This window comes from Streptomyces sp. NBC_00582, from assembly GCF_036345155.1.
GTDB lineage: Bacteria > Actinomycetota > Actinomycetes > Streptomycetales > Streptomycetaceae > Streptomyces.
The window spans coordinates 7,564,201-7,590,439 of record NZ_CP107772.1; the positions used below are offsets into that span (position 1 = coordinate 7,564,201).

A 26,239-nucleotide genomic window follows, 5' to 3' on the forward strand; every position below is an offset into this window, starting at 1 on the left:
GAGCCCCGCGCGAGGGCTCGCTCGTCACCCCGCCTCGCCGATCACCGCGGCCCGCGAGACCCCGTCGGAGCACCAGACACCCGCGGCGGCGCCAGGGTGAGGATCTCCCGGTCGAAGAAATCGTGGAACCCTTCGCCACGCTCATAAAGTGCGTCGAACCCGGCGTTCGTCTCCCGGATCAGTGAGCGGTCGGTGTACCGGTTGGCTCCGGCCGCATTTCCGTCCTCGTCGTAAACGACCTCATACATGACCACATCGCCGAGAATCACTACTTCCGGAACCGGGCGACTCTGCTCGATGTTCGAAATATCGTGAGCGTCGAGAACCTTGATGTCGTCACCCAGGTCCACGCGTACGCGCAGGACGAACAACTCCCACTGCACATACGGCGTGATCGGGAATTCCACGACGCGGAGGCGGCGGTGCGCGACCCCCAGATGCGACGCCCGGCGGAGTTCCTGGGCGTAGTCCTCGCGCCTCTCGTCGGCCAGGGACAGGGCCCGCTCCCAGTCGCCGTCGGCGAAGGCCTCCCAGCTCGGGAAGCCACGCTCCTTGAAGTGCTGGCCGCGCTCGAGCTTGTTGAGGAAGCCGATACCGCTGGTGTAGAGCCGGCCCAGGTCCGCGTGGTACGTCGGGCGGTCCAGGCGTTCGGAGGTGCCGCCGGGGATGGAGTCAAACACTGGGGATGTCCGGCTTCGCCGCGATGAGCATGTTCCTGGGGATGACCACGAGGCGTTCGTCCGACCCGATCGAGACCCCGTCGGGCAGCTTCCCGCCGAGTGACTGGGTGAGGTCCCGGCCGATGACGGCGATGTCGCCGTTGGCCAGCTCCCAGATGTCCGGGCAGTCTGGAGTTCCGGTTGTGATTCCGAGTTCCTGGGGTGTTTTTCCCAGACGCTGTTTGAAACCTGTGTCCGGGTCCGCTTCCCATGGCCTGGCCATTTCCGTCGCCCCCTCGATCGGTCAGGATGCCTCACTGTAACGTGCATCTTGCCCGCCTGACGATGTGTTGGATCCAGCACGCCGGGGTAATGGCGAGGATTGATTCCTCCTTGTCTCATGTCGCGCAGGACCGGAATGATATTGATCGGAAAGAAAATCATGTCAACGACTGACAGGTGACACTTTTCATCTGTGCTGTCGGAAAATCGGGTGAACGGAGGGGCGGCTGTGGACTCGGAAGTGACCGTGCTCGCACAGAGCGCGGGGACCACCTTGGTGGCGTTGATGGCAACCGATGCCTGGCACCGTGTGCGCGACGGGGTCACCCAGCTCTGGCGCCGGACGCAACCCGAACGCGCCGAGACCGTCGCCGCCGAGTTGGAGGCCGGTCGCGAGGACGTGCTGGCCGCCGCGGCGGCGGACGACCAGGAGACCATGGACGAACTGCGCCTTCAGTGGCAGGGAATGGTGCGGCGGCTGCTCGTCGCCCGGCCCGCCGCCGTCGAGGAACTGCGCGCACTGCTGGACCGACTCGATCCCGACGGGGCGACCGTCCGACAGATCAGTCAGCAGGCCACCGCGTCCGGTCAGGCCCGGGTCTACCAAGCGGGACGTGACCAGCACATCGCAGAGCGATGACGGGCGGGACGGACGGCCACGCCGAGGATCATGGACGGGTCTACCAGTCGCGGGGCGACCAGCACATCACCGAGCACCACCACTACGGCGGGGACGGGCCGGAGCACGGCGGACCGGACTCGGTACGCCGCCCGGCGGTCGGCCGGGCCCCCGTCGCGCTGCGCGACCGCAGCGAGGTGATGGAACGCCTGCGGGCAAGCGTCGAGGCGGAGCGTGGCGGTCAGGTCTACGTGCTGTACGGCATGGGCGGCTCGGGCAAGACGGCGGTCGCCTGCGCCCTCTTCCAGGAGGTGACCCGAGAACGGCGCCGGGTGGGCCTGTGGGTCAACGCCTCCGACCGTGCGAGTCTGCGCGCCGGCATGCTCGCCGTCGCCGCCGACCGAGGGGCGGGCGACGGTGAGCTGCTCGCCGCACGCAACGGCCTCAGACCCGCCGCCGATCTCGTCTGGACGTATCTCGACCGTTCCGCCGAACCCTGGTTACTGGTTCTGGACAACACCGACGAGCCGGAGATCCTGCGGGACGGCGACTGGCTGCGCACCAGCCCGGGCGGCACCGTCCTGGTGACCACCCGGCGCGCGGCCGCCCGATGGTGGCCGGGCGCCGAGCTGCAGTACATCGGCGTACTGCCCCGCGAGGACGCAGCGCTCGTGCTGCGCGATCTCGCACCGCACAGCGGTACGACGGAGCAGGCGGCGCGGGTCGCGGACCGGCTCGGGCGGCTGCCCCTCGCCCTCACCCTGGCGGGCGGCTTCCTTTCCCACCAGGTCATCGACCCCTGGACGATGGACGCCTACGGGGACCAGCTCGACGGAGACGAACGGGTCCAGCTGATCGACCGGGGAGCCGACGCGCTGTCCGAAGCGGACCCCCGGCATCTGGTCGGCCTGACCTGGCAGCTGACCCTCGACGCGTTCGAAGTGCGCGGGCTGCCCGAAGCGGCGACTCTGCTCAGACTGCTGGCCCGGTTCGCCGCCGAGCCGCTGCCGCTGACTCTGCTCAACCACACCGACATCGGCGCCGTACTGTCCCGTGCCCGCACCGAGACAGCCCTCAGAGCCCTCCTCGACCAGTCCCTGTCCGAGCTGGTCGACGCCGCCGGCGCCCGCTGCGTACAGAGTCACGGCATCCTGCTCGACAGCGTCGCGGCGGCAACCCCCACGGACCTGGTGCCCGCCCTCGACACGACAGCGGTCCGGCTGCTCGACGCTGCCGTGCCCGCCGTACCCGACGCGGGGCCGCACGATCCGCGACTGCGCCTGCTGGTACCTCACGCGCTGGCCCTGCTGGGACACATCGGCGGGTCGTCCGCCGCTGACGCCCTGGCCGTCGCGACGCGGCTGTCGGTGGCTCTGCACCGGACCGGTGACTACCTCTCCGCCTGGGAGACCGCCCGAACCGCGGCGGACCTCGCACAGCGACTCCTCGGCGCGGACCACCGTACGGTCCTCGCCGCCCGCTCCAGGGCGGGGCGGGCACTGTTCCGGCTGGGCAGGTACGCCGAAGCCGAAGCAGCGCTCCGCGCGGTCAGGGACGCCCAGGAGCGCCTGTTCGGCGCCGGCGACACCGACACCACGGACAGCGGCTACGGCCTCCAGCTCGTGATGGCGAACCTCGGCAGACGCGAGGAATCCGTCGCGCTGCTCCGCGACACCATCGCCGGGCGGTGCTCGACGCTGGGCCCCACGCATCCGCTGACCCTACGGGCCCGCGCCAGCCTGCTGGAGATGCTGCCCGCCGCCGAAGTGGTCACGGAGGAAGGCGGCACACTGCTCACGCTGCCGTCGGAATGCGATCGGTCCCTCGGTCCCGACCACACAGTGACACTGGGCGCCCGACACAACCACGCGTGGGCGCTGTACCTCCTGGGCCGCTTCGGCGAGGCAGACCGTGAGATCCGGCGGGTCGCCGAGACGTATGTGCGGCGCTTCGGGCCCGAGTACCCGATCGTGCTCGCGGCCCGGCAACTCCTCTCCCGAACCCGGGCCGCGCTCGGACACGTGGCGGAGGGGATCGAGCTGATGACCGATGTCGTTGCACGGCGGGAACGCGACCTGGGCCCCGAGCACCCCTTCACGGTCGCGAGCCGTCAGTTGCTGGAGGAGTACCGATCGGGTCGATGGCGCCCGCCGCAACCCCCTGGTGGCCTCAGTAGTGGTAGCGGGCCTTGAGGATCTTGACTTCCTTCTCGTCCACCCGGTAGACGAGCCGGTGCTCGTCGTCGATCCGGCGTGACCAGTAGCCGGACAGGTCGCCCTTCAGGGGCTCCGGCTTGCCGATGCCGGTGAAAGGGGTGCGCTGGATCTCGGCGATCAGGCGGGTGATCCTGCGAGCCATGGCGCGGTCCGAGCCGAGCCAGAACAGGAAGTCCTCCCATCCGGCCGGGTCGAAGTGGACACTTCTCACCCGTCACCCGCCAGCTCTTCCAGCTCGGCCATCGTCTTGGTGATCACGGCCTCGCCGGCCCTGTCCCGTGCGACGGCTTCCATGAGACTGCGCGCGTTGGCGGGAGAGCGCAGCAGGTAGACGGTCTCCTGCCAAGAGTCGTAGTCCTCGGCGGACATCAGCACGGCGTCGCCGCTCTTGGAGCTGATGCGTACGGGGGTGTGGTCGTCGTTGACGCGCTTGATGAGGGGAAAGAGGTCCTTGCGGGCCTCGCTGGCGCTTATGGTCATCTGCGGCACCCTCTCCTGCCGGTACGGGAAAACGGTACTGGAATGGTACGACATTCTGGTACGGGTTGCGCGGTGGAATGTCCTTGGCAGTCCCGGTCTGATTCCGGTGGCCAGGGGTGCGAAGGGCGCCGGTTGATCGATCGGTATGAAGGCGGGTATACAGCGCAAGGGGGAGCAAGCGTCTGCCCAGGCGGCCGGACGCCTCCGGTGCGGGGGCGGCGGCCCGCTTTCGCCGTGGTCGGTCGGCTTCGCTGTCCCCGTTGGTCGGCCGGACAAGCGGCGGACATTCCGCACGATCGAGGACGAGCGGTGGCGGAGGCCACCAGATGGAGAGCGTGACCGATAATGGCCCAGCAGCCGCCCCTTCTCCGCGATGTCATCGACATCAAGGAGTCCATCTCCACCTCGGACTTCGTGCTGTCCCTCGCCGAGGCCACGACGCCCGAGGGCGCTCAGAACGCGCTCAGGGACTACGTCGTCACCGAGCGGCTGCTGGAGAACTTCGACGAGTCGCTGGCCCTGATCAAGTCCTCGCTCGACGGGCACCGCTCCAAGGCCGCGTATCTCCACGGCTCGTTCGGTTCCGGTAAGTCGCACTTCATGGCCGTGCTGTACGCGCTGCTCAGCGGCGACCCGGCCGCCCGTGCCCGTACCGAGTTCGACCCGGTGCTGACCAAGCACGAGTGGCTGACCACGGACGGCAAGAGGTTCCTGCTCGTGCCGTACCACATGCTCGGCGCGAAGGCCCTCGAACAGCGGGTCCTTGGCGGGTACGTCACGCACGTCAAGAAGCTGCACCCCGACGCCCCGACCCCGCAGGTGTACCGGACCGACTCCCTCTTCGCCGACATCCGGGCCAACCGTGCCACCTACGGTGACGAGGCGGTCGTCCGTGGCCTGGGCGGCGGCGACGCCGGCGACGGGGAAACGGACGAGTGGGGTGAGGGCTTCGCCTGGACCCCGCAGCTCCTCGACACCGCCCTCGCCGCCGAGGAGAACCACGAGGGGGGCACCCCGCTCAACCTCCGTAATCCCTCCACCCCGGCCGAACTGCGCGCCAAGCTCGTCAACGACGCCAGCACCAACCTCTTCCCCGGCTTCGCCAAGAACGCCGCCGAGAACGAGCACGGCTTCATCTCCCTGGACGCCGGTCTGTCGGTCATCGCCGAGCACGCCAAATCGCTCGGCTACGACGGCCTGATCCTGTTCCTGGACGAGTTGATCCTCTGGCTCGCGACCCTGATCCACGAGCAGAAGTTCGTGGCCCGCGAGGCCAGCAAGATCACGAACTTCGTGGAGGGCGGCGACGCCCGACGCGCCATCCCTGTCGTGTCGTTCATCGCCCGCCAGCGCGACCTGCGTGAACTCGTCGGCGAAGAGGTGTCCGGGGCGGCGGAGGCCTCCATCCAGGACACCCTGAACCTGGCCTCCGGCCGCTTCGACAAGATCACCCTGGAGGACCGCAACCTCCCGCAGATCGCTCACGCGCGCATCCTCAAGCCGAAGGACGCCGAGGCGGAACGGCTCGTCGACGCGGCCTTCGAGCAGACCAAGCGGGTCGGCACCCAGGTCTGGGACACCCTCCTGGGCTCGGAGAAGGGCACGACCGGTGCGGACGCGGAGTCGTTCCGGCTGACCTACCCGTTCTCGCCGGCGTTCATGGACACCCTCGTCCACATCTCGTCCGCTCTGCAGCGCTCCCGCACCGGTCTGAAGCTGATGGGCGAACTCCTCGCCGACCACCGGGGCGAGCTCCGGCTCGGGCAGCTCATCCCCGTCGGCGACCTCTACCCGGTGATCGCCAAGGGCGGGGACAAGCCGTTCACCGACAGCCTGAAGGTCGTCTTCGAGGCCGCCGACAAGCTGTACAAGACCAAGCTCCGTCCGTACCTGCTCAGCTCGTACGACATCACCGAGGACGACGTCGAGCAGTACGTCAACCGGCCTGAGTCCCTCACCGACCCGCAGCGCGCCAACCGCTGCCGCATGTTCGTCGGCGACAACCGGCTCGTGTGCACCCTGCTGCTGTCCGCGCTCGCGCCCAGCGTGCCCGCTCTGGCCGAGCTGACCATCCGGCGGCTCGGCGCGCTCAACCACGGGTCCGTCCTGGCGCCGATTCCGGGCGCCGAGGTCGGCATCATCAAGAACAAGGTCGCCGAGTGGGCGGCCAGGTTCCCCGAGATCAAGGAGACCGGAACCGACGCCAACCCCGGTGTACGGCTGGAGCTGTCCGGCGTCGACGTGGACTCCGTCATCGCCAACGCCCAGGTCAACGACAACCCCGGCAACCGGGTCGCCCTCGCCCGGCGCCTGCTGTCCGAGGAACTGGGCGTCGAGCACGGTCAGTTGAGCGACCAGCTCAGCTTCACCTGGCGCGGCACCGCCCGCACCGCCGAGATCGTCTTCGGGAACGTCGCCGACGAGGACGAGCTGCCGGACCATGACCTGATGCCGCAGGAGGAGGGGCACTGGCGCATCGCCATAGACCTCCCCTTCGACGAGGGCGAGTGGGGCCCGGTCGAGGACGTCAACCGCATCCGGCGGCTGCGCGAGCGCCAGCAGGGCGAGCGGTCCCGTGTCGTCGCCTGGCTGCCCGCCCATCTGTCCGCACAGCGCTTCGCCGACTTCCGGCGGCTCGTCGTCATCGACAAGGCCCTCGCCGACGAGCACCGCTTCGACACCCAGTACGCCGGCCACCTCAACGCCGACAACCGCAGCCGCGCCAAGGGCCTCCTCGAAACCCAGCGGGAGGCCCTGCTCAAGCAGGTAAAGGGCGCCTTCAAGCAGGCGTACGGCCTTGCCCAGAAGCAGGCCGCGGACGTCGTACCGGACTTCGACGACCACCTCGTCGCGCTGCCCGACGTGGACGGCCTCACCCTGTCCCTCGGGCAGAGCCTGCACGACGGCATCCGGCATGTCGCGGGCAAGCTGCTCGTCCATCAGTACCCGGCGCACCCCGATCTCGACCCCGACGGCACCGGCATCGCAGTCAAGTCCACGGACACGAAGAAGGTGTTCGTCCATATCCGAGCCGCAGCGGAGGCGCGCGACGGTCGGGTGGAGGTGCCGGCCGCCGACCGCAGGCTCATGCAGCGGATCGCCGGGCCCCTGCGGCTCGGGCAGCAGAAGGAGGCGTACTTCGAGCTGTCCCGTTACTGGGCCGACCACTTCCGACAGCTTGCCAGCGCCCAGGGCGTCACGGGTGACCTGTCCCTGATCACCCTGACCGACTGGACGGACAGGCCCGACCCGCGCGGCCTGCCGGACTTCCTCGCCCGGCTCGTCGTCGCCGGCTTCGCCGAGATGGACGACCGGGTGTGGGTGCGCGGCGGTACCGTACTCGACCCGGCGCCCGAACTGTCCGCGATCAGGGACCACGACGCGCTGCGCAGCCAGCCGCTGCCTGCCGAGTCCGACTGGGACACAGCACGGCAGCGCTTCGAGACGATCTTCGGACAGAAGGCGCCCGCCCTGCGGCGCGGCCGGATGGTCAACCAGTTCGCCCGTCAGATCATCGAGGCCGGCCGCGCCCACCGGGACCACACGGCCGACCTCGTGCACCAGCTGGAGGCCCACGCCTCCTTCCTCGGCCTGGACCAGACCGCCGACACCGGACGGCTCGCCCTCGCCCGCCGCTCCCTGCAACTGCTGGACGCGCTCACGGCGGAGGCCGGCAAGGGTGCCGCCGGGGCGAAGAAGACCGTGGAGGCCCTCGCCTCCTTCGACCTCGGAGAGACCAGCGCCGACCGGTACGGGACCTCCATCAAGCAGGCTCGCAGCGTCGCTGAGGCCCTCGCCTCCGCGCCGTGGGGCACGCTGGAACTCGCCGAGGGACGCGGCCCCGAGGGCGCGGCACTACTCGACTCGCTGCGCAACGTGGCCCGCGACGACCAGCGCACCGCCGACCTGCGCGACGCCCTGACGCGCACCCAGCGCGAGGTCGTCGCCCTGGTGAAGCGCAGCCAGGCCGCCGCCACGCCGCCGCCTCCTGTCGCGCCCCTGCCCACGGCCGACGACCTGTCCCTCAACACACCCACCAGCGACCCGCGCATCCCCTACACCCCGCAGGAGTCACCCACACCGGCCTCCTCCGGCAGCGGCACCGCGCGGACGTCCGGTGGCCGCCGTACGACCGCGGCGCGGGCCGCCGCCGATCTCCAGGCGGAGTTGTCCGAGCTGGCCGCACGTCTCCCCGACGCGACCATCGAGATCACCTGGAAGGTCGTCGAATGACGGACACCGTCGCTGCCGCCCTCGGCGCCGTCCGGCTGAACACAGCGACCGTCACCCAGTACCTGTCCTCGCAGTCCTCCCTTGCCGCCTCCCTGACAGGGGACGGTGGGGGCAGGCGCAGGGTCGTGCTGCTGCGGTCCGCGCCCCAGTGGGACGGTCCCGCCGAACCCGCCTGGGGCGAGGGCCGGGCGGCCGGTGTCGCGGTGGCGCCCTCGCCGCTCGCCGTCCACGAACTCGTCCTCGACCACCTGGCGGGCCGCCGGCCCGGCCCGGCGGTCATGGTCGTGCTCACCGACCGCGAGCAGAACGAACTCGACCCGGCGATCCTCGCCCGCGTCCACAAGCTGCGCATCGAGACGGTCGACAGCTGGGACGTCGTACGTGAGGCGTTCGGCGCGCGGCAGATCGACCCGCGTCTCAAGGACGTCAACTGGGCCGCCGAAGCCTTGCTCGACGCCACTCCGCCCGGTGGCTGGCCGCCCGTACCCGGTGGCTGGCTGTCCCGGCAGTATGCCCTCACCGCGCTCGCCCAGCGCCGCCTGCGTCTCGGCCGCTACGACACCGAGGGCGGCGTACGGCGCCCCGGCGACGACCGGCTCGACGCGCAGACCCTGCTGCACTGGTCGACCCGGCCCGGCGCCCCGGAGCGGCTGCCGGGCCTGCGTGGCCCCGAGCGCGCCGGACTGACCGCCTTCCTCGGTGAGGAGGACCAGGCCGGTCTCGCCGGACGCGCCCTGCTCGCCCTCGTCGGCGCCGAGCGCGGCGCGGACGCCGCCGCCTTCGGCCTCGTGTGCGCCGCCCTGTGGCAGCACGCCGAGCCCGCTCCCGAGACGTACCAGGCACGGGGCCGTGCCGAGCGCTACTTCGGCGATCCACCCCCGGCGATGGGCGAACAGCTCGACGCCTTGGTGACCGTCTTCGGCCTGTCCGCCGAGGAGTACGTGGCCACGCTGCTGGCGGCCGGACATCGCAACGGCGGGGCCGACGCCGATCAGGCCCGCGAGGCACGCCGCATCACTGGAACCGTGCTCGAACGAGCGGCCGCGCTGTCCCGCCAGTTCGGCGCGGAGGCGGCCGTCGCGGCGAGCCCCGTCCTGCGCGGTGGACTCGACGCCCGGTTCACCGCCGTCGGCCAGGCTCTCGCGGCGGGCGACACGGCCGCGATCGCGGACGCCGTACGGCGCCTGGCGGATCATCGGCTCGCCGCTGATCCGGAAGAGTCCGCGCGTATCGAACGTGCCCGCATGGGCCAGCGTCTCGCCCGCTGGCTGGCCACCGACCCGCCCGCCGCCAGCCCCACCGTGGCCGACGCCATACAGCGGCAGATGGCCGAGACCGGCTGGGCCGACCTCGCCCTGGAACACATCGAGGCCGGTGGCGACCCGGACCTCATCCTCAAGGCCGCCTACGACACCCTGGGCACCCGCGTCAGGGACCGGCGGCGACAGATCGACGCGTCGTTCGCGCGCTCGCTTGCCGGCTGGACGGAGGACGGTACGCGGCCCGGCAGCATGCTCACGGTCGAGACCTTCCTCGATCGAGTGGTCGGACCTGTCGTCCGGCGCGGCGAGGAGCGGCGGGTGCTGCTGCTCGTGCTCGACGGCATGAGCGTGGCCATAGCGAACGAGCTCGGTGAGGAACTGCGCCGTTCCTGGGCGGAGTTCGACCCGCTGTCCGAGGGCGCCCCCCTCCGGAGGGCGATGGCCGCCGCACTCCCCACAGTGACGGCCGTGTCCCGGACGTCCCTCTTCGCGGGCACCTTGATGAAGGGCACCCAGGCCGACGAGAAGCGACTCTTTCCCGCGCTGAAACTGTGGGGCGGGGCCCCGGCCGCCGTGTTCCACAAGGACGACCTGCGCACCGAGACAGCAGGCGACACCTTCGGCCCGGCTCTTACGGATGCCCTCCACGACGGCAGGACGCACGTCGCCGTCGTCCTCAACGCCATCGACGACCGTCTCGCCAAGGAACAGAAGCTCGGTGACGGAGCCTGGCGGGTCGATGACGTACCCGGCCTGCGCGACCTGCTCCGGGTGGCGGCGGCCCAGGGCATGGCCGTCATCGTCACCAGCGACCACGGCCACGTCGTCGACCGGCACGGGGCGAAGGCGGACGCCGCCACCGAACCCGCGTCCGCGCGCCATCGCCTGCCCGGCGGCGGCCCGCTCGGCGAACGGGAGATCGCTCTTTCCGGGCCGCGTGTGGTGTGGCCCGAGCCGGGGGCGTCCATCGTCGCGCTCTGGGACGCGGACTCCCGCTACACCGCGCTCAAGGCCGGCTACCACGGCGGGGCGTCCCTGGCCGAGGTCACCATCCCGGTGCTCGCCTTCCTGCCGTTCGGGGCGGAACCGCCCCGGGGTTGGCGGGAGTTGGGGGACCAGCGGCCGGTCTGGTGGGCTCCGGAGGAGGCGGGGAGGCCGGTCCCGGACGAGCGTGCGGCTCAAGTGGCCGGCGCGGCTCCGAGGAAGGGGACCCCGAAACCCCGGAAGAAGCAACCCGAGCCCGGGACACTGCCCGACGCGCTGTTCGAGGTGGCACTGACGGCCGGGGGAGACGACGCCCTGCTCACCCCGACCGTCGTCTCACGAACCGAGGTGCTCGTGACGGCGCTGCTCGGCTCGGAGACGTATCAAGGGCAGCTCGACGGTCTGGCCCGCAAGCCCCAGCAGGAGCAGGTTCACAAGGCACTCGCCGCCCTGCTCGACGCGGGCGGCACCCTGCCGGTGAGCGCGCTGGCCCAGCGTGCGGGCATGCCCACCACCCGGGGCGACGGCTTCGCCGCGGTCCTGCGGCAGCTCCTCAACTACGACGGCGTACAGGTGCTGGAGACCCTGCCGGACGGGCGCACGCTCCGGCTCCATGAGGCGTTGCTGCGCGAGCAGTTCGCCCTTCGAGCGGGCTGACGGCGTTCGGGGTGCCTCTGGACGTTCGCCCGGAGGCACCCTGAACGGTGCTCGCGGCTTCCCTCGCTGCTTCGCCGCCTCAGGCCACGAACGCTCGCAGCAGCTTCGCGAACGTCGTCAGCTCGTCGATCATCTCCTGCGGAAGCGGCTTTTCGTCGAAGTGGGCGATCCGGTTGCGGATGTCCTTCACTCGCTTCAGACGGCCGACGAACTGTTCCCTGGGCATGTTGGGCCACTTCAGGGCTTCCCAGTTGACGTCGGCGCGTTCGGCCAGCGACGTCTTCGTCTGGTCGCCGTCAAGGAGTTTCAGATAGTCGCCGAACATGAGGTCGGAGACCAGGCCGGTGCGGTCCTCGGCCTTCTTGTTCGTCTGGACGGCCTTGATGTTCTCCTGGTCCAGTGCCGAGCCCAGGCAGCGGCGCAGCAGGGACTCGATCTCCCCGACGATGAAGAAGGGCCGTGCCGCGCCTTCGAAGCGGTCCGTGACGTCCGCGGCGGTGACGATGCCCGAGAGACAGCCGTCGTCGCCCCGGACCAGGAGGTAGCCGTGTTCGCGGATGACCGGCAGGGCGGAGAAGAACTCCTGGCGGGCGTCGGCGACCGGAAGGGATTCCTTCTCCATCGCGTTGTCCAGCGTCGGCTGCTTGCCGGCCTCGTACATCTTGGCGACGGACCCCCAGGTGACCACCCCGTGGATCTGTGCCATGCCGGTGGTGACCGGGACCTGCGTGACGCCCTTCGTGCGCATCAGGAACGTGGTCTGCGCCAGGGGCGTGCCGGGACCGACGGACACCAGGCCGCTCCGCGCCGACGGCATGTCACCGAGCAGAAGACGCTGCGGAAGGGCGGCCGACGGCAGTGCCTCCTCCGTCTCGTCCTCGTCCGCGTCGGCGGGGACGGCCTGCGGGGGGACCGACGCGAGCGGCACCACGTCGACGTTGCTGCGCTGGCCGCAGACCGCGAAGTCCGGCAGTGTCGTCAGCCCGGCGTCCGTGAGTGCCTGCGAGATGCGGTGCACCGTCCGGTGGTCGCGCACCCTGACCTGGAACAGGTCGAGGATGTCCTGCACGGGTACAGTCCTGCCCTTGAGCGCGGCCAGGTCCTGCCCGCTCGGTGTGGTCGTCATCGGGCGTCGCCCTCCGCGAGGTCACGGAGCATCGTCCTCTTGCCCATGGCGGCGTGCACGAGGTCCTGCAACTGCTTGGAACGGTCGTTGTAAAACCGTTCGTAGTCGTTGTCGCGGAGCGCATCCGGGTCGATGAGGTGGGTGGCGAGTACGTCGTCGAACCACTCTGGGCGCATGTCGGAGGCGGCGACCATCGTGGACAGGTAGGACGCCGGTGCCCCGGTCATGTCCATCGCGGCGCGGTAGGACAGTGGGGTCTTGTTCACGATCGAGTTCGTGGGCAGTCCCTGGCTGTTGCCCCGTCGGAGCCAGGCCTTGTGGAAGATCTGCCGGAGGTCCACGCTGTACTCACCCAGCCGCCCAGGGCTGAGAGGGGCGTCCGTGAAGTGCCAGTCGACCGCGCCTTGCTTGATCAGCAGGGCGTAGATTCCCTTGTACGCGGCGCTGTTGCGGGTGGTGAGGCTGTCGAGGCGGTCGGCGAAGAAGAACGCGTCCGTGACGGTGTCGGGCGCCCGGTCGTCCTGAGCGATCCATGGGACGAGCTGCTCGACGTCACGGGTGAAGCGGGTCTCGGTGGAGCCGCCGTACATCTCGCCGAGGACCCCACACCAGTACCACTGCTCGGTCTTCTCCTCCGACCCCAGGCCGTCCATCGCCGTGTCGAGGATGGCGCGGACGGCCGCGAGCGGGACGAGTTGCGTCTTGTACGGCAGATCGTTCGGGCGGACGATGCACTGCCGTTCCAGGAAGTCGCCCACCCAGGCGAAGGCGTCGGCGATTTTCGGCGCGAGGCGGACGAAGTCGGCCAGCGGAAGGTCCAGCAGGTCCCGGCGCTTGCACGACACCGTCGCCCCGGTGCCCGCCTGCTTCCGCTCCCAGGTGCGTACCAGCGCGATGGCCTGCAGGAAGTCGATGCTGCTCAGCCCGTTCTCAATACCGCTGTCCAGACGGCCGAAGACCGGATACTTCGCCGCCAGCCCCTGCTTGATCTCCCGCCACACCTCGGGGAGTTGGTAGTAGTCCCCGGTCCGTTCCACGTACTCGCGGTCCCCGGCGTAGGTCGCGGTGAGCAGTTCGAAGACGTTCAGGGGCACGCCGCCCGTGTTGACCCGCTCGAACACCGCGCAGACGGCGTCCATGGAGGTGGAGGCGGCCAGCCGGATCATCGGAACCTGGAAGGCCCGAACCTGCTGGAGGACCAGCTCGTCGAACTGGCCCCACAGGTCCCAGTTCCGCTCCTCGTCCGCCTTGACGTACGACATCATCCACTGGTTGACACGCTGGGCGTCGAAGACGAGATGCAGAGGGAAGAGACCGGCCGCGCACTCGTTCTCCGTGGTGCTCAGGTCCAGCACCACCGTGCGGTTGAAGTCGGTGCGGAGCACCTTGTCCGCCGGGACGGACAGGATGGCCTCGTCGCGGTCCGCGGCCGGGCCGACGGCCTTCGCGATGTCGACGTAGTACCACCGCTCGATGGGCTTGCCGCGGGCGTCCGCGGTCTCCACGGGGGCGTCCAGCCACAGGGCCTGGAAGAGGGAGGTGAGGCGCTGCTGCCCGTCCAGCAGGAGGAGGTCCGCGGCCGGATCCCCGTCCGGGCGTGCCCCGGTGAGCGTCCGGGAGCGGAAACGGGTGGCGCCGCCGGTCTGCAGCGTCATCACCACGCCGAGCGGATAGTCCAGCGTGACCGTCGCGATGATCGCGCGGATCCGGTCGTCGTCCCACTTCCAGTTCCGCTGGAAGTCGGGCAACTGTAAGGAGCCCGAGGCCACGTCCGCGAGTACGTCCTTCAGCTTCACATTGTCGAGTGCCGCCACGTCGTCCCACTCCCACCCTGGCGTATGTACGGAGAGTGATTCCAGCAGCGTCTCCGGGTGACCGTCAACCGATTCAACGAAGTGGGCGCCTTGCCAAGGGAAAGCGCGTACCGACGGCCCCCTTCCGGTCCCTGTACGGACGTACCCGTGGAAATGGAAGACTGGTTGCTGTGAGCACCACCGGATCCCAGCGCCCCGCCCAGGTGAGCGCCGCGCGCCGCCGTACCGTCATCGACGCGCTGCGGCGCGGTGCCGTACCCGACAGCGGGCTCGACCTGCTGGCCACCGGACTCGACCGGTTCGAGGCGGCCCTGGACGCTGAGCTGGACGCCGTGGCGTCCGGCGGTTCCGTGTTCAAGGCGGTGCGGGGCGAGTACGGGTCCGGCAAGACGTTCTTCACCCGCTGGCTGGGGGAGCGGGCCAAGCGCCGTAACTTCGCGGTGGCCGAGATCCAGGTCTCGGAGAACGAGACCCCGCTGCACCGGCTGGAGACGGTCTATAGGCGGCTCACCGAACGGCTCACCACCTCCAGTTTCCCGCCCAGCGCGCTGCGGCCCGTGGTCGACGCCTGGTTCTACGCCCTGGAGGAGGACGCCCTCGCAGCCGGCGCGACCGAGGACGAGCTTCCGAGCGAGGTCGAGAAACTGCTCGTCGCACGCCTCGCCGAGGTCTCCCGGCACGCCCCGTCCTTCGCCACCGCTCTGCGCGGCTACCGGGCCGCCCTCGCGGACGGTGACGAGGCGACCGCCGCGGCCGTCCTGGCGTGGCTCGGCGGCCAGCCGCACGTCGCGGCCTCCGCCCGCCGGTCCGCCGGGGTGCGCGGCGACCTCGACCACTTCGGCGCCCTCGGGTTCCTGCAGGGGCTCCTCACCGTTCTGCGGGACTCCGGGCACACCGGGCTGTTCGTCGTCCTCGACGAAGTGGAGACGCTGCAGAGAGTCCGGTCGGACGCCCGGGACAAGGCGCTCAACGCGCTGCGGCAGCTCATCGACGAGGTGCACTCCGGCCGCTTCCCCGGCCTCTACCTGGTCATCACGGGCACACCGGCCTTCTACGACGGTCAGCAGGGCGTACAGCGCCTGGCCCCGCTCGCTCAGCGGCTGGCCACCGACTTCACCACCGACCCGCGCTTCGACAACCCTCGCGCCGTGCAGATCAGGCTCCCCGGTTTCCACCAGGAGTCCCTGGTCGGACTCGGCCTCACCATCCGTGACCTGTATGCGGATGCCGCAGAAGCGCCCGAGCGTGTGCGGAAGGTCGTGGACGACCTGTATGTCGCGGACCTCGCGGTGGCCGTCGGCGGGGCGTTGGGCGGGAAGGTCGGGGTGGCTCCCCGGCTGTTCCTGAAGAAACTCGTCGGGGACGTGCTCGACCGCGTGGACCAGTTCGACGACTTCGATCCCCGGCAGCACTACCGGCTCACCGTCGCCGGCAGCGAACTCACCGACGTCGAGCGGAACCTGGCCGCCACGGTCTCCGGAGGCTCCGCGTCGGCCGATGACATCGACCTGGAGCTGTGATGGCGGATGCGGGAAGCCCGGTCGGGAAAGGACCAGGTGACGAGGACATCGACGTACTCGACCGGCTCGACCCTGTCGTCCTGCATCACATCGTCAACACCCTCGGCTGGCCTGACCTGCGTCCTCTTCAACGCGCGGCGATCTCCCCGCTCATGGACGGACAGGACGCCGTCCTGCTGGCTCCGACGGCGGGCGGCAAGACCGAGGCGGCCTGCTTTCCCCTGCTGTCGGCGATGACCGAGCAGAAGTGGACCGGCACATCGGTGCTGTACCTGTGCCCGCTCAAGGCACTCCTCAACAATCTGGTCGGCCGTGTCGACGCGTACGCCCAGTGGCTGGGGCGGCGCGCAGCGCTTTGGCACGGCGACACCAAGGAATCGCAACGGCAGCGCATCCGGGCCGAGGCGCCGGACATCCTGCTGACCACGCCCGAGTCGCTTGAAGCGATGCTGATCGGCGTGAAGACCGACCACGCCCGCCTGCTGGGCAATGTGCGGGCCGTCGTCGTCGACGAAGTGCACGCGTTCGCGGGGGACGACCGGGGATGGCACCTGCTCGCCGTGCTCGAACGGCTGGCGGAGGTCACCGGACGGCCCATCCAACGCGTCGGCCTCTCGGCGACCGTCGGCAACCCCACCGAGTTGCTGCACTGGCTGCAAGGGGCGGGCGTCGGCAGCCGCACCGGCCAGGTCGTCGCCCCTGGAGTGCATCTGCCGGCCGCCGACGGCAGCGGACACGGCGACAAGACGGTCGCTGAACCGTCTCGCAGGCCGGCCGGTGATGTGGAACTCGACTACGTCGGCTCCCTCGACAACGCGGCCAAACTCATCGCGGCGCTGCACAGGGGAGAAAAGCGGCTGGTCTTCTGCGATTCACGCCGCCAGGTCGAGGAGCTGGGCGCCGCGCTCCGTGCGCGCGAGGTCACCGTCTTCCTGTCCCACGCCTCCCTCTCGGTCGACGAGCGGACGCGATCAGAGCAGGCATTCGCCGAGGCACGCGACTGCGTCATCGTCTCCACGTCAACGCTCGAGCTCGGCATTGATGTCGGTGATCTGGACCGCGTCATCCAGATCGACTCACCGGCCACCGTCGCCTCCTTCCTGCAACGCATCGGACGCACGGGGCGGCGGTCCGGCACGGTGCGAAACTGCCTCTTCCTGACCACCCGCAAGGAAACGCTGCTCCAGGCGGCGGGCTTGCTGCTGATGTGGTCGCGTGGCTGGGTGGAACCGGTCGTCGCCCCGCCCGAGCCGCGCCATCTGGTGGCCCAACAACTGCTCGCCGTTACCCTGCAACAGCACAAACTCGGCGACCAGTTGTGGGACCGGCAGTGGAACGGCCTCGCCCCCTTCGACAAGTCGGCTGCCCCCATCCTGCGCTTCCTCACCGAGGAGGGCTTCCTCGACAGCGACGGCGGGATGCTGTTCGTCGGTCCCGAGGCGGAACGCCGCTTCGGAAAAAGGCACTTCATCGAACTCACCGCCTCCTTCACTGCACCTCCACAGTTCACCGTTCTGTCCGGACGCACGGAGATCGGGCGCACCGACCCGAGCGTGCTCACGGAGGAACGCCCCGGCCCCAGGCGGCTGCTGCTCGGTGGACGCAGTTGGCAGGTCACGTACATCGACTGGCTGCGCAAACGCGTCTTTGTCGAGCCGGCCGATGGCGGCGGCGTCGCCAAGTGGATGAACGGCGGCGTCGCCGGGCTGTCGTACGCCCTGACGCGGGCCATGCGCGAGGTGCTGCTGGGCGCGGCTCCGCCGGTCTCCCTCACCCGGCGTGCGGAGGCGTGCCTGGCCGAGCAGCGGGAAACCGACGCATCTGACACCGTCCACCCGGGCGGCACGCTGATCACGCGCGTCGGCTCCGACGTTCGTTGGTGGACCTGGGCCGGTTACCGCGCCAACGCCACCCTGGCGGCCACCCTCCAGTCGGTCACCGACCCCCTGCAACGGCCCACCGACAGCTGGCTGCGCCTGCGCGAGAACCTCACCCCGGCCGACTGGCGTGCGGCCCGTGCAAACGTCGGTGAGAACCTCGTCCTGCCCGACGTGGACCGCCGGGCTGTACGCGGCCTGAAGTTCTCCGCAGCCCTCCCGGAACGTCTCGCCGTGGCCACGGTGGCGGCCCGCTTGGCCGACTTCGAGAGCGCCCGCTCGGTGCTCGGCGAGCCGGCGCGCTTTCAGTACGACGGCTGAATCGGAAAGGTCGCCAAGGCTGCTTCAGACGGACTGAAGGTCCCGAAGCCCGGGCACGTAGCCGTCAACGTAGCCACGCACACGTCCGGCCTACACGTTTAAGCGGGTGATGGCGCTGCGGTGATTCTCCCCTGCGGACAGCCCCACTCGTCTGCCTCTCCGTCGCGTCCGCGGCCGTCGATCCCACCCACCCGTGACGGACCCGCGTCGATTCCCGGGCCTTGGGGCGAGTGCATCCGGTGGGGCCCCTTCGGCTCGTGCGGCCCGTTGTCGGGCGCGCCACGCCGGGTGGATCACCATTCCGCCATTCGGGCTCGTACACTATAGTTATCGCGTAGCGGTGAGCTCCGTCAGCCAGGCCCGCCGCTCCGGAGTCTTCCGGGACCACGATCGACTGCGTAGCCATCGGGGGGTTTCCATGCGCGTCCTGATCGTCGAAGACCAAGCTGACACCGCTGACGCGCTCCGGAGCGGACTCAGCGACCACGGGTTCGAGACGGAGATGGCGCACACCTGCCAGACGGCGCTGGAGCGCTACGCGGACGTGGACGCCGTCCTGCTGGACGTCGGACTGCCGGACGGCAACGGCATGGACGTCTGTCGCACCATCCGCGCCTCCTCGAACGTCCCCATCATCATGGTCAGCGGACGGGACGACGAGTTCGACCGTGTGCTCGGCCTGCGGATGGGGGCCGACGACTATGTCGTGAAGCCGTGCGGTCTGCGTGAACTCATCGCCCGTATCGAGGCCGTGGTCCGGCGTGCCGTCGGCGGCTGGGCGCGGCTGGGCGGCGGATCGCGCGTCGTCGGCCCCCTCACCATCGACCTCAAGCAGCGCCGCGCGTTCATGGACGGTGCGGAGATCGTCTTCACCCGCAAGGAGTTCGACCTGCTCGTCCTGCTCACCGGGGAGCCGGGCAAGGTCTTCGACCGGGAGGCGATCATGCGGCACGTCTGGGGGCACCCCAGTGTGGGGGACACCCGGACACTGGGCGTCCACATGGTCAGTCTGCGTCGCAAGCTCGGGGCGCCGGAACTGATCCAGACCGTGCGCGGAGTCGGCTTCCGCTTCGTCCTCTGAGCATCGCCGCTCACAGCGTTCCCCACCGCACGGAGAGGCACACGTCGATGCTCCTGCCCCTGCTCGCTGCCGTTGCGGGTCTCGCCCTGGCGGTCCTGGGCGCCGCCTACCGAAGCTGGTGCGTGCGGCTGCTCGGCTCACTGAACGCGGTCACCAGGACCGTGAGCCAACTGGAGCGCGGCGAACCCGTGGAACTGCTGGCCGAACACACCGGGCCACCGCAGACCCGTGAACTGGTGGAGGCCGTCAACCGGATAGCCGCCACCGCCCAGGCCGTCGACGAGCGGTACCGCATGCTCCTGTCGGACATCGCCCACCAGCAACGCACCACCCTGCATCTGCTCGGCATCCGCCTGGAGAGGCTGGCCGCCCAACTGCCGCCGCAGAGCGCCGACGTACACCGGATGATCACCCATGACGTGGAGCAACTGAGCGCCACGGTAGTGGAGTTGAGGGCCGCGGCGACCGCCACCGTGAGTCCGCCCGTCGAGGTCGACGCCGCCGCCGTCGTCCGGGAACGGGTCGCCGCCTGGGCCGACGCCGCCGCCGAACGCGATCTGGTGCTCGGTGCCCCGCACGCGGGCGGCCGGGCGACCGTCCTGACCCGGAGCGGCACCCTGGAACGGGTGATGGACATCTTCCTCGACAACGCCGTCCGGATGTCCCGGCCCCGCGGCGCGGTCATCGTGCGCACCGCGGTGACCGACGGACAGGTGCACATACGGGTGACCGACGAGGGTCCGGGGATGACCCCCCGGGAGCGGGAGAAGGCCATGCAACGGGGCGGGTCCGGCGGCGGGGCCGCCCGCTACGGCATCGGCGGGAACGAGGGCTGGGGGGTCGGATTGTCCGTCGCCCACATGCTGGTCGCCTCCCAGGGCGGTGAGCTCACCCTGGAGAACGGCCCCGGGGGGCGGGGGCTGACGGTGCACGTGCGGTTCCCGCAGGTGACGTCGGCCGGAGCCCGCCCGCACCACTTCCTGCCGGACGTCCCGCGGGGCCCGGTCAGCCGATGACGCCGCCGTCCACCCGGAGCACGGACCCGGTCACGTAGGACGCGCGCACCAGGTAGGAGACGCCGTCGGCGACCTCCGCCGCCGTCCCGAACCGGCCCAGCGAGATCGAGGACAGCAGGCCGTTGCGGGTCTTCTCGGACAGTCCACCGAGCATCTCGGTGTCGATGAAGCCCGGCGCGATCGCGTTGACCCGGATGCCGAACCGGCCCAGTTCCTTGGCCAGGGAGCGGCTGAACCCGATGATGCCGGCCTTGGTGGCCGCGTAGTTGGTCTGGGTGGCGTTGCCGAGCACCCCGGACACCGAGGAGACGTTGACCACGCAGCCCGACTTGCGCTTCATCATGGGGAAGACGGCCGCGCGGCACACGTTGTAGGTGCCGGTGAGGTTGACGTCGACGACGTCGTGCCAGTCGGCGTCGTCGAGGCCGGCCAGGGGACCGTCCCGGACGATGCCCGCCGACGTCACGACCGCCTGCAGCGGGCCCAGTTCCTCCTCGGTCCGCGCCACCCACTCCCGGACGGCCTCCCCTTCGGCGACATCGGTACGGGAACCGACGGCGCGTCCGCCGAGTTCCGACGCCTCCTTCTCCAGCGTCCGGGCGTCGTCGCCGCCGGACCGGTGGCAGAAGGCCACGTCGAAGCCGTCCCGCACCAGACGGAGGACGACGGCCCGGCCGATGCCGCGCGAACCGCCGGTCACCAGGGCGACGGGGCGGGACTGCTCAGTGCTCTGCATACATGTCTCCTGGTGTCTCCTGGAAACGGGCAGGGGGAGGTCCGTGTCCCGCCCGGACGGGCCGGGCGGGACACGGACGGGAGTCCCCGGTCCGGGCCCGGCGCCGCACCGGCGGGCCCGGACCGGGGGGCGGACGCGGGGGGCCGGGTTCCGCCCGCGTCCGCGGGCAGGCGTGGCCCTGCCCGCGCGCGCCGGGGTCAGGGGCCGGCGACGCGCAGCAGGGCGGCGGCGGCCATGCCGCCCGGGTCGACCGAGGTGATCACCGCGGTCCGCCCCGCCGAGGACGGGTCGTGCTCGGCCAGGCCGAGGACCGAGGCGATCTGGAAGGCCGAGGACGCCGAGTGTGTCTCGCCGATCAGGTCCGCCACCGGTGGGAGCACCGCGTCGGAGCCGAACACCTCGGTCAGCAGGGCGTGTTCGGCCCGGCCGGCCGCGTCGGCGGCACCCGAGGGGGACACCGCCCAGACCTGGTCCGGTTTCTCCTCGGCAGCGGACAGGACCCCCTCCACACAGCGCCCCACGGCGGTGCGCCAGTCGTCGTCGACGACCATCCGGGTCCGTACGGAGAGCACCGAGGCGAGCGGCCGGGTCCCGGGCGCCGCCTCCATGCCCAGCAGGAAGATCGCACAGCCCTCGCCGAGCAGGGGGCCGCCCTCGCCCTCGGGCCGCCCGTGGTGCTCCACCCAGGACCGGGCCGGGGAGAACTCCTCGGCGGCCCCGCAGAGCACCTGCCGGGCCCGTCCGGCCAGCAGCAGCCGCCGTGCGTAGGTCAGCCCGACCATGCCGGTCGGCCGGCCCGCGCCGATCGTGCTGTTCGGGCCGCGCAGGCCGTACCAGATGGCGCAGCGGCCGGCCGCGCCGTTCATCACCGCGTACGGGATCGTCGCGGGCTCCACGTGGTAGGGCTGGGCTCCGGTCAGGGAGCTGTGGGTGATCTCCATCGAGCTCTGCAGACTGCCCGCCGTGGTGCCCAGCACCAGCGCGACGTCGTCGGCACCGCCCTGCGGATGGTCGACCTCGTCCAGCACATGGCCGACCGTCGTGATCGTCAGTCCGGTCACCCGGTTCATCATGCGGGTGCCCTTGCGGCCCAGGCTCTCCCGCACGTCGAAGCCGGGGACCACACAGCCGTGGCTCTGGGGCACCTGCCACGTGTCGGGGTCCAGCGGCCCGCTCGTCGGCCGGCCTTCGGCGATCCCGGCGGTGAACGCCGCCCGCCCGGTCCCGAAGGGCGAGGTCGCCGACCATGTGCTGATCACCGGATACGGCATGCCGCTCACCGTGCCTCCTTGTCGTGACGGCCGAGCACGACCACGGAGTTGTTGCCGCCGAAGGCCAGTCCGTTGTTCTGCACGATCCGCAGGTCGGCCGGGACCGACTCGTTGGGCACGCAGTCGATCTCGCACTCCGGGTCGGTCTCGACGTGGTTGATCGTCGGCGGGATGAAACCGTGGGTGATCGCCAGTGAGCAGGCGATGGTGGCCAGCGCGCTCGCCGCGCCCATGGCGTGGCCCAGCATCGACTTCAGCGAGATGGTGCGGGGCGGCAGATCGTCGTAGACCTCGCGGATCGCCCGCGACTCGGTCGTGTCGTTGGCCCTGGTGCCGGTGCCGTGCGCCGAGATGAGATCGACCTCGTGGGGGGCCACCCCCGCGTTCTCCAGCGCCGAGGTCATGCAGCGCGCGACGCTGGACTGGTCGGGGACGGCCGGATGGTGCGCGTCGCAGCTCAGCCCGTACCCGAGGACCTCGGCGTAGATCCGGGCGTCACGGGCGAGCGCCGACTCCAGGCTCTCCAGCATCACGACCCCGGCGCCCTCGCTGTTCAGCAGGCCCCGCCGGTCCTTGTCGAAGGGCCGGCACACATCGGGGGCGACCGTGCCCAGCCGGTAGAACGAGACGAAGTTCTTCAGGCAGACGGCGTCCGCCCCGCCGCACAGGGCGAAGTCGGCGTCGCCGACCCGGATCGCGTCGAAGCCGTTGCCCACCGAGTAGTTGCCCGCCGAGCAGGCGGTGCCCAGGGTGAGCGCCTCGACGTCCGTGAGGGAGAACTCCCGTGCCACCGCCGCGGACAGCCCCTGCACGCCGAGCCGTCGCGCCAGCGCACGGTTCACCGCCGTCGAATCGCCCGTGATCCGCTGCGCCACCAGGGTGTCGGCGTCCCGGGACTCCCCGTCGGTGGTGCCGATGGAGATCTGGCCGCGCAGCCCGCGCAGATCCGCGTCGGTGAGCCCGGCGTCCTCCACCGCCATACGGGCGGCCGCCACGGAGAACTGGGTGGCCCGTCCCAGCGTCTCCACCGGAGTGTGGTGGATCCATTTCTCCGGCTCGAACGCGGCCACCTCGCAGCCGTTGGCGTATTCGAAACCGGTGGTGTCGAAAGCCGTGATGGGTGCCACGCGGCTGCGTCCGACACGCAGTCCCTCGGTGAACTCAGCGACACCCGTTCCTATGCTGGAGAAAACCCCGAGCCCGGTGATGACAACGCGTTGGGACGCCGGCCTGCGGTCAGCTCGGGAAAGAGCTGAATTCATGAGTACCCCTCATGGGTCGATTCCGGTTCCTTTTGATTTCCGACCCGGCGAAGACGCCGGCCGCTACCGGGTCTTCGAGCCGGCCTTCGCCTTCGCCTCGGACAGCACCTCGTAGATTCCTTCGAGGTTCACCATGCGCTTCATCTCCGCCTGCTCGATGGAGACCTGGAGGGCCACCTCGATGGAGGCCAGGATCTCTATGGACCGCAGGGAGTCGGCGTCGTGCTCCTCGGCCAGCAGGCTGGTCTCCGTGACCTCCTCGGGTTCCACCTCCAGAATGTCGCAGACGATGTTCTTCACGAGCGTGCGGGTCGCTGCGTCGATGACGGGCACGATGCCTCCAATGAGGAATGAGAGGGAATTCCCTACCAGCTTTCCGGTTCGGCAGGGGGCGGGCAAGGTGCCCACTTCTAAGATTGCGCGAAATCCGAAGGGCCGGGTGTCCTGTTCACTGCGGCGGATTTCCGTGCTTTCGGGACGGCAGCTCGGCGTGCTTGTCGGCCAGCATCGTCAGCGCGCGGATCAGCACCTCACGGGTGGCCGCCGGCTCGATGACGTCGTCCACCAGCCCGCGTTCGGCCGCGTAGTAGGGGTGCATCAGCTCGGACCGGTACGCCTTGACCATCTCCGCCCGTACGGCGTCGGGGTCGTCCGCCTCCGCGATCTGCCGACGGAAGATCACGTTGGCCGCGCCCTCCGCGCCCATCACGGCGATCTCGTTGCTCGGCCAGGCGAAGGTGAGGTCGGCGCCGATGGACCGGGAGTCCATGACGATGTACGCGCCGCCGTACGCCTTGCGCAGGATCAGGGAGACACGCGGCACCGTGGCGTTGCAGTAGGCGTACAGCAGCTTCGCGCCCCGCCGGATGATGCCGTTGTGCTCCTGGGCCACGCCGGGCAGGAACCCGGGGACGTCCAGCAGTGTGACGAGCGGAATGTTGAAGGCATCGCACATCTGGACGAAGCGGGCGCCCTTCTCCGAGGTGTCGATGTCCAGCACCCCGGCCATGGACTGCGGCTGGTTGGCCACGATCCCGACCACCTGGCCGCCCATCCGCGCCAGCGCGCAGATCAGATTGCCCGCCCAGCGCTCGTGGACCTCGAAGCAGTCGCCGTCGTCGACGATCTCCTCGATGACCCGGCGCATGTCGTAGGGCGTGCCGCCGTCCAGCGGGACCAGGTCGGCCAGCGTCTCGCAGCGCCGGTCCGGCGGGTCGTCGCTGGGGACGGACGCCGGATGCTCGCGGTTGTTCTGCGGCAGCAGCGACAGCAGATGGCGCACGTCCTCCAGGCAGGACTGCTCGTCCGCGTGCGCGAAATGCGCCACGCCCGAGGTCGAGCTGTGCACATCGGCGCCGCCCAGCCCGTTCTGCGTGATCTCCTCGCCGGTCACCGCCTTCACCACGTCGGGCCCGGTGATGAACATCTGGGACGTCTCACGGACCATGAACACGAAGTCCGTCAGCGCCGGACTGTAGGCCGCGCCACCCGCGCAGGGACCGAGCATCACGCTGATCTGCGGGATCACCCCGGAGGCCCGGGTGTTGCGCTGGAAGATCCCGCCGTAGCCGGCGAGCGCGCCGACCCCCTCCTGGATGCGCGCTCCCGCACCGTCGTTGAGGGACACGAGCGGCGCGCCCGCCGCGAGGGCCATGTCCATGATCTTGTGGATCTTCGCGGCGTGCGCCTCGCCGAGCGCGCCGCCGAAGATACGGAAGTCGTGGGCGTAGACGAAGACCGTCCGGCCGTTCACCGTGCCCCAGCCGGTCACCACCCCGTCGGTGTACGGCCTCTTCGTCTCCAGCCCGAACCCGGTCGCGCGGTGCCGGCGAAAGCCCTCCACCTCGGTGAAGGAGCCCTCGTCGAGCAGCAGGTCGATCCGCTCGCGCACGGTCAGCTTGCCCTTGGCCCGCTGGGCCGCCGTCGCCCGTTCCCCGGGCCCGTCCAGGACCGACTGCTTCAACGCCGCCAGTTCCGCGATCCGGTGGTGCAGCTCCGTCGGGGGCGCGCTCATCGGCCCCGCCCCAGGACGGCCACATGGGCGGTGCCCGACCGGGGGTCGGTGTCGCACAGCACGAGGGTGTCGTACTCCTCGCGCCACCGCGTCCAGTGCTCGGCCAGAGCCGTCCAGACGCTGGTGCAGTAGCTGCCGGGCGGCACCCGGTGACAGTCGACGCCCGAGGGCAGGGCCCCGGGGTCGGTCCACGGGCCCGCCACCACCAGCGGACGGGGAGCCCCCGCCGTCAGCGCGGTGAGCCGCGGCCCGAGCAGTGCGGCGTCGCGCAGCCGGGCGACGGAGGAGACCTCGCCGAAGCCGGTCCCGCTGTCGAACAGCAGCAGGACGCCCGAGTCGCGCAGCGGGACACCGTCGTGCACCACGGGGTCGTGGGCCGGCAGCGTGGTCTGCTCCAGCACCGCCAGCAGGAACGCGGAGGAAGCACCCGTCCGCTCGTGCGCCGCCCCGATGCGCAGCGCGGTGAACGCCGCGCCGAGACCCTGTTCGGTGACCGAGAAGCACTGGTCCGCCCGCCCGCCGGTCAGCAGGCCCAGGTAGGCCGAGACCGAGCGGACCGGGTTGAGGTCGGGCAGCGCGGCGGCCAGCACGACCAGGTCGGGCCGGACGTCACCGGCCGGGAGCCGCTTGACGAGCAGGTCCGCCATCAGGGTGTGGCTGGCCTGGGCGCCCGCCCGCAGCAGGTCCTCGTCCAGCTTGCCGCCGAAGAGTTCGACGAGGTCGCGGTGGTAGCGCAGGACGGTCTGGTTCGGCTCGTAGGGGGCGCCGGGGGGTGTCACCACGGCGCCGGCGTGAAGTCGCAGAGGCAC

20 protein-coding genes are annotated in these 26,239 nt (G+C 70.4%); 8 read left to right on the top strand and 12 right to left on the bottom strand.

The window, feature by feature from the left end; translation table 11 throughout:
- Positions 1-41: 41 nt before the first annotated feature.
- Positions 42-680, bottom strand: coding sequence for a DUF6879 family protein (locus tag OG852_RS34220; protein WP_330349958.1), 639 nt, complete (start codon positions 678-680; stop codon positions 42-44).
- A complete protein-coding gene (locus OG852_RS34225) occupies positions 673-942 on the bottom strand; it encodes a hypothetical protein (RefSeq protein ID WP_330349959.1) in 270 nt (89 codons plus the stop codon). The genes OG852_RS34220 and OG852_RS34225 overlap by 8 nt, the downstream gene beginning before the upstream one ends.
- 228 nt (positions 943-1,170) lie before the next feature.
- On the opposite strand from OG852_RS34225, the gene OG852_RS34230 reads away from it, so the two are divergent.
- Positions 1,171-1,581, top strand: coding sequence for a hypothetical protein (locus OG852_RS34230; RefSeq protein ID WP_330349960.1), 411 nt, complete (start codon positions 1,171-1,173; stop codon positions 1,579-1,581).
- On the top strand, positions 1,578-3,752 hold the full coding sequence (locus OG852_RS34235) for a tetratricopeptide repeat protein (protein ID WP_330349961.1): 2,175 nt from the start codon (positions 1,578-1,580) through the stop codon (positions 3,750-3,752). The genes OG852_RS34230 and OG852_RS34235 overlap by 4 nt, the downstream gene beginning before the upstream one ends.
- Here the strand turns inward: OG852_RS34235 and OG852_RS34240 are convergent.
- Both OG852_RS34240 and OG852_RS34245 read right to left on the bottom strand, forming a co-directional pair.
- A complete protein-coding gene (locus tag OG852_RS34240) occupies positions 3,730-3,987 on the bottom strand; it encodes a Txe/YoeB family addiction module toxin (protein WP_055511941.1) in 258 nt (85 codons plus the stop codon). The genes OG852_RS34235 and OG852_RS34240 overlap by 23 nt on opposite strands.
- Positions 3,984-4,256, bottom strand: coding sequence for a type II toxin-antitoxin system Phd/YefM family antitoxin (locus OG852_RS34245; RefSeq protein WP_330349962.1), 273 nt, complete (start codon positions 4,254-4,256; stop codon positions 3,984-3,986). Before OG852_RS34245 ends, OG852_RS34240 begins: the two co-directional genes overlap by 4 nt.
- Positions 4,257-4,601: 345 nt before the next feature.
- On the opposite strand from OG852_RS34245, the gene pglY reads away from it, so the two are divergent.
- Both pglY and pglZ read left to right on the top strand, forming a co-directional pair.
- Positions 4,602-8,489 carry a BREX-2 system ATPase PglY gene (gene pglY / locus OG852_RS34250; protein WP_330349963.1) on the top strand — a complete coding sequence of 1,296 codons (3,888 nt, stop codon included), beginning with the start codon at positions 4,602-4,604 and terminating at the stop codon, positions 8,487-8,489.
- On the top strand, positions 8,486-11,392 hold the full coding sequence (gene pglZ, locus OG852_RS34255; protein ID WP_330349964.1) for a BREX-2 system phosphatase PglZ: 2,907 nt from the start codon (positions 8,486-8,488) through the stop codon (positions 11,390-11,392). Before pglY ends, pglZ begins: the two co-directional genes overlap by 4 nt.
- 79 nt (positions 11,393-11,471) lie before the next feature.
- On the opposite strand, the gene OG852_RS34260 is transcribed toward pglZ, so the two are convergent.
- Positions 11,472-12,518, bottom strand: coding sequence for a CBS domain-containing protein (locus OG852_RS34260; RefSeq protein ID WP_330349965.1), 1,047 nt, complete (start codon positions 12,516-12,518; stop codon positions 11,472-11,474).
- Positions 12,515-14,332 (bottom strand): GmrSD restriction endonuclease domain-containing protein, encoded by a 1,818-nt coding sequence (locus tag OG852_RS34265; RefSeq protein ID WP_330349966.1) that lies wholly within the window; start codon positions 14,330-14,332, stop codon positions 12,515-12,517. Before OG852_RS34265 ends, OG852_RS34260 begins: the two co-directional genes overlap by 4 nt.
- Before the next feature lie 170 nt (positions 14,333-14,502).
- Between OG852_RS34265 and brxD the strand changes: the two genes are divergently transcribed.
- The 4 genes from brxD (at position 14,503) to OG852_RS34285 (ending at position 20,147) form a co-directional block, all read left to right on the top strand.
- Positions 14,503-15,852 carry a BREX system ATP-binding protein BrxD gene (brxD, locus tag OG852_RS34270; RefSeq protein WP_330349967.1) on the top strand — a complete coding sequence of 450 codons (1,350 nt, stop codon included), beginning with the start codon at positions 14,503-14,505 and terminating at the stop codon, positions 15,850-15,852.
- A complete protein-coding gene (locus OG852_RS34275; RefSeq protein WP_330349968.1) occupies positions 15,852-18,050 on the top strand; it encodes a DEAD/DEAH box helicase in 2,199 nt (732 codons plus the stop codon). Before brxD ends, OG852_RS34275 begins: the two co-directional genes overlap by 1 nt.
- 418 nt (positions 18,051-18,468) lie before the next feature.
- Positions 18,469-19,131 (top strand): response regulator transcription factor, encoded by a 663-nt coding sequence (locus tag OG852_RS34280; RefSeq protein WP_133909866.1) that lies wholly within the window; start codon positions 18,469-18,471, stop codon positions 19,129-19,131.
- 47 nt (positions 19,132-19,178) lie between these two features.
- Entirely contained in the window at positions 19,179-20,147 is a 969-nt protein-coding gene (locus OG852_RS34285; RefSeq protein WP_133909867.1) for a sensor histidine kinase, read from the top strand.
- Here OG852_RS34285 and fabG read toward each other — a convergent pair.
- From fabG to OG852_RS34315, 6 genes are all read right to left on the bottom strand, one after another.
- Positions 20,137-20,883, bottom strand: coding sequence for a 3-oxoacyl-ACP reductase FabG (gene fabG, locus OG852_RS34290; protein WP_133909868.1), 747 nt, complete (start codon positions 20,881-20,883; stop codon positions 20,137-20,139). The two genes, OG852_RS34285 and fabG, sit on opposite strands and share 11 nt — an antisense overlap.
- A gap of 197 nt (positions 20,884-21,080) precedes the next feature.
- Complete coding sequence (locus OG852_RS34295; protein WP_330351547.1) at positions 21,081-22,154, bottom strand: beta-ketoacyl synthase N-terminal-like domain-containing protein; 1,074 nt, start codon at positions 22,152-22,154, stop codon at positions 21,081-21,083.
- A 5-nt stretch (positions 22,155-22,159) separates the two neighbouring features.
- Positions 22,160-23,416 carry a beta-ketoacyl-[acyl-carrier-protein] synthase family protein gene (locus tag OG852_RS34300; protein ID WP_330349969.1) on the bottom strand — a complete coding sequence of 419 codons (1,257 nt, stop codon included), beginning with the start codon at positions 23,414-23,416 and terminating at the stop codon, positions 22,160-22,162.
- 63 nt (positions 23,417-23,479) lie between these two features.
- Entirely contained in the window at positions 23,480-23,749 is a 270-nt protein-coding gene (locus OG852_RS34305; protein WP_443064593.1) for a phosphopantetheine-binding protein, read from the bottom strand.
- Between the two features lie 115 nt (positions 23,750-23,864).
- Positions 23,865-25,430 (bottom strand): acyl-CoA carboxylase subunit beta, encoded by a 1,566-nt coding sequence (locus OG852_RS34310; RefSeq protein ID WP_133909870.1) that lies wholly within the window; start codon positions 25,428-25,430, stop codon positions 23,865-23,867.
- Positions 25,427-26,239: a hypothetical protein gene (locus tag OG852_RS34315; protein ID WP_133909871.1), complete on the bottom strand. Its 813-nt coding sequence runs from the start codon at positions 26,237-26,239 to the stop codon at positions 25,427-25,429. Before OG852_RS34315 ends, OG852_RS34310 begins: the two co-directional genes overlap by 4 nt.

Bases quoted from the DNA above. Each gene is read 5' to 3' on its own strand.
- pglY (WP_330349963.1), top strand. From the start codon at position 4,602: ATGGCCCAGCAGCCGCCCCTTCTCCGCGATGTCATCGACATCAAGGAG.
- OG852_RS34280 (WP_133909866.1), top strand. From the start codon at position 18,469: ATGCGCGTCCTGATCGTCGAAGACCAAGCTGACACCGCTGACGCGCTC.
- OG852_RS34235 (WP_330349961.1), top strand. From the start codon at position 1,578: ATGACGGGCGGGACGGACGGCCACGCCGAGGATCATGGACGGGTCTAC.
- pglZ (WP_330349964.1), top strand. From the start codon at position 8,486: ATGACGGACACCGTCGCTGCCGCCCTCGGCGCCGTCCGGCTGAACACA.
- OG852_RS34295 (WP_330351547.1), bottom strand. From the start codon at position 22,154: ATGCCGTATCCGGTGATCAGCACATGGTCGGCGACCTCGCCCTTCGGG.
- OG852_RS34285 (WP_133909867.1), top strand. From the start codon at position 19,179: ATGCTCCTGCCCCTGCTCGCTGCCGTTGCGGGTCTCGCCCTGGCGGTC.
- OG852_RS34260 (WP_330349965.1), bottom strand. From the start codon at position 12,518: ATGACGACCACACCGAGCGGGCAGGACCTGGCCGCGCTCAAGGGCAGG.
- fabG (WP_133909868.1), bottom strand. From the start codon at position 20,883: ATGCAGAGCACTGAGCAGTCCCGCCCCGTCGCCCTGGTGACCGGCGGT.
- OG852_RS34245 (WP_330349962.1), bottom strand. From the start codon at position 4,256: ATGACCATAAGCGCCAGCGAGGCCCGCAAGGACCTCTTTCCCCTCATC.
- OG852_RS34225 (WP_330349959.1), bottom strand. From the start codon at position 942: ATGGCCAGGCCATGGGAAGCGGACCCGGACACAGGTTTCAAACAGCGT.
- OG852_RS34310 (WP_133909870.1), bottom strand. From the start codon at position 25,430: ATGAGCGCGCCCCCGACGGAGCTGCACCACCGGATCGCGGAACTGGCG.
- OG852_RS34275 (WP_330349968.1), top strand. From the start codon at position 15,852: ATGGCGGATGCGGGAAGCCCGGTCGGGAAAGGACCAGGTGACGAGGAC.
- OG852_RS34300 (WP_330349969.1), bottom strand. From the start codon at position 23,416: ATGAATTCAGCTCTTTCCCGAGCTGACCGCAGGCCGGCGTCCCAACGC.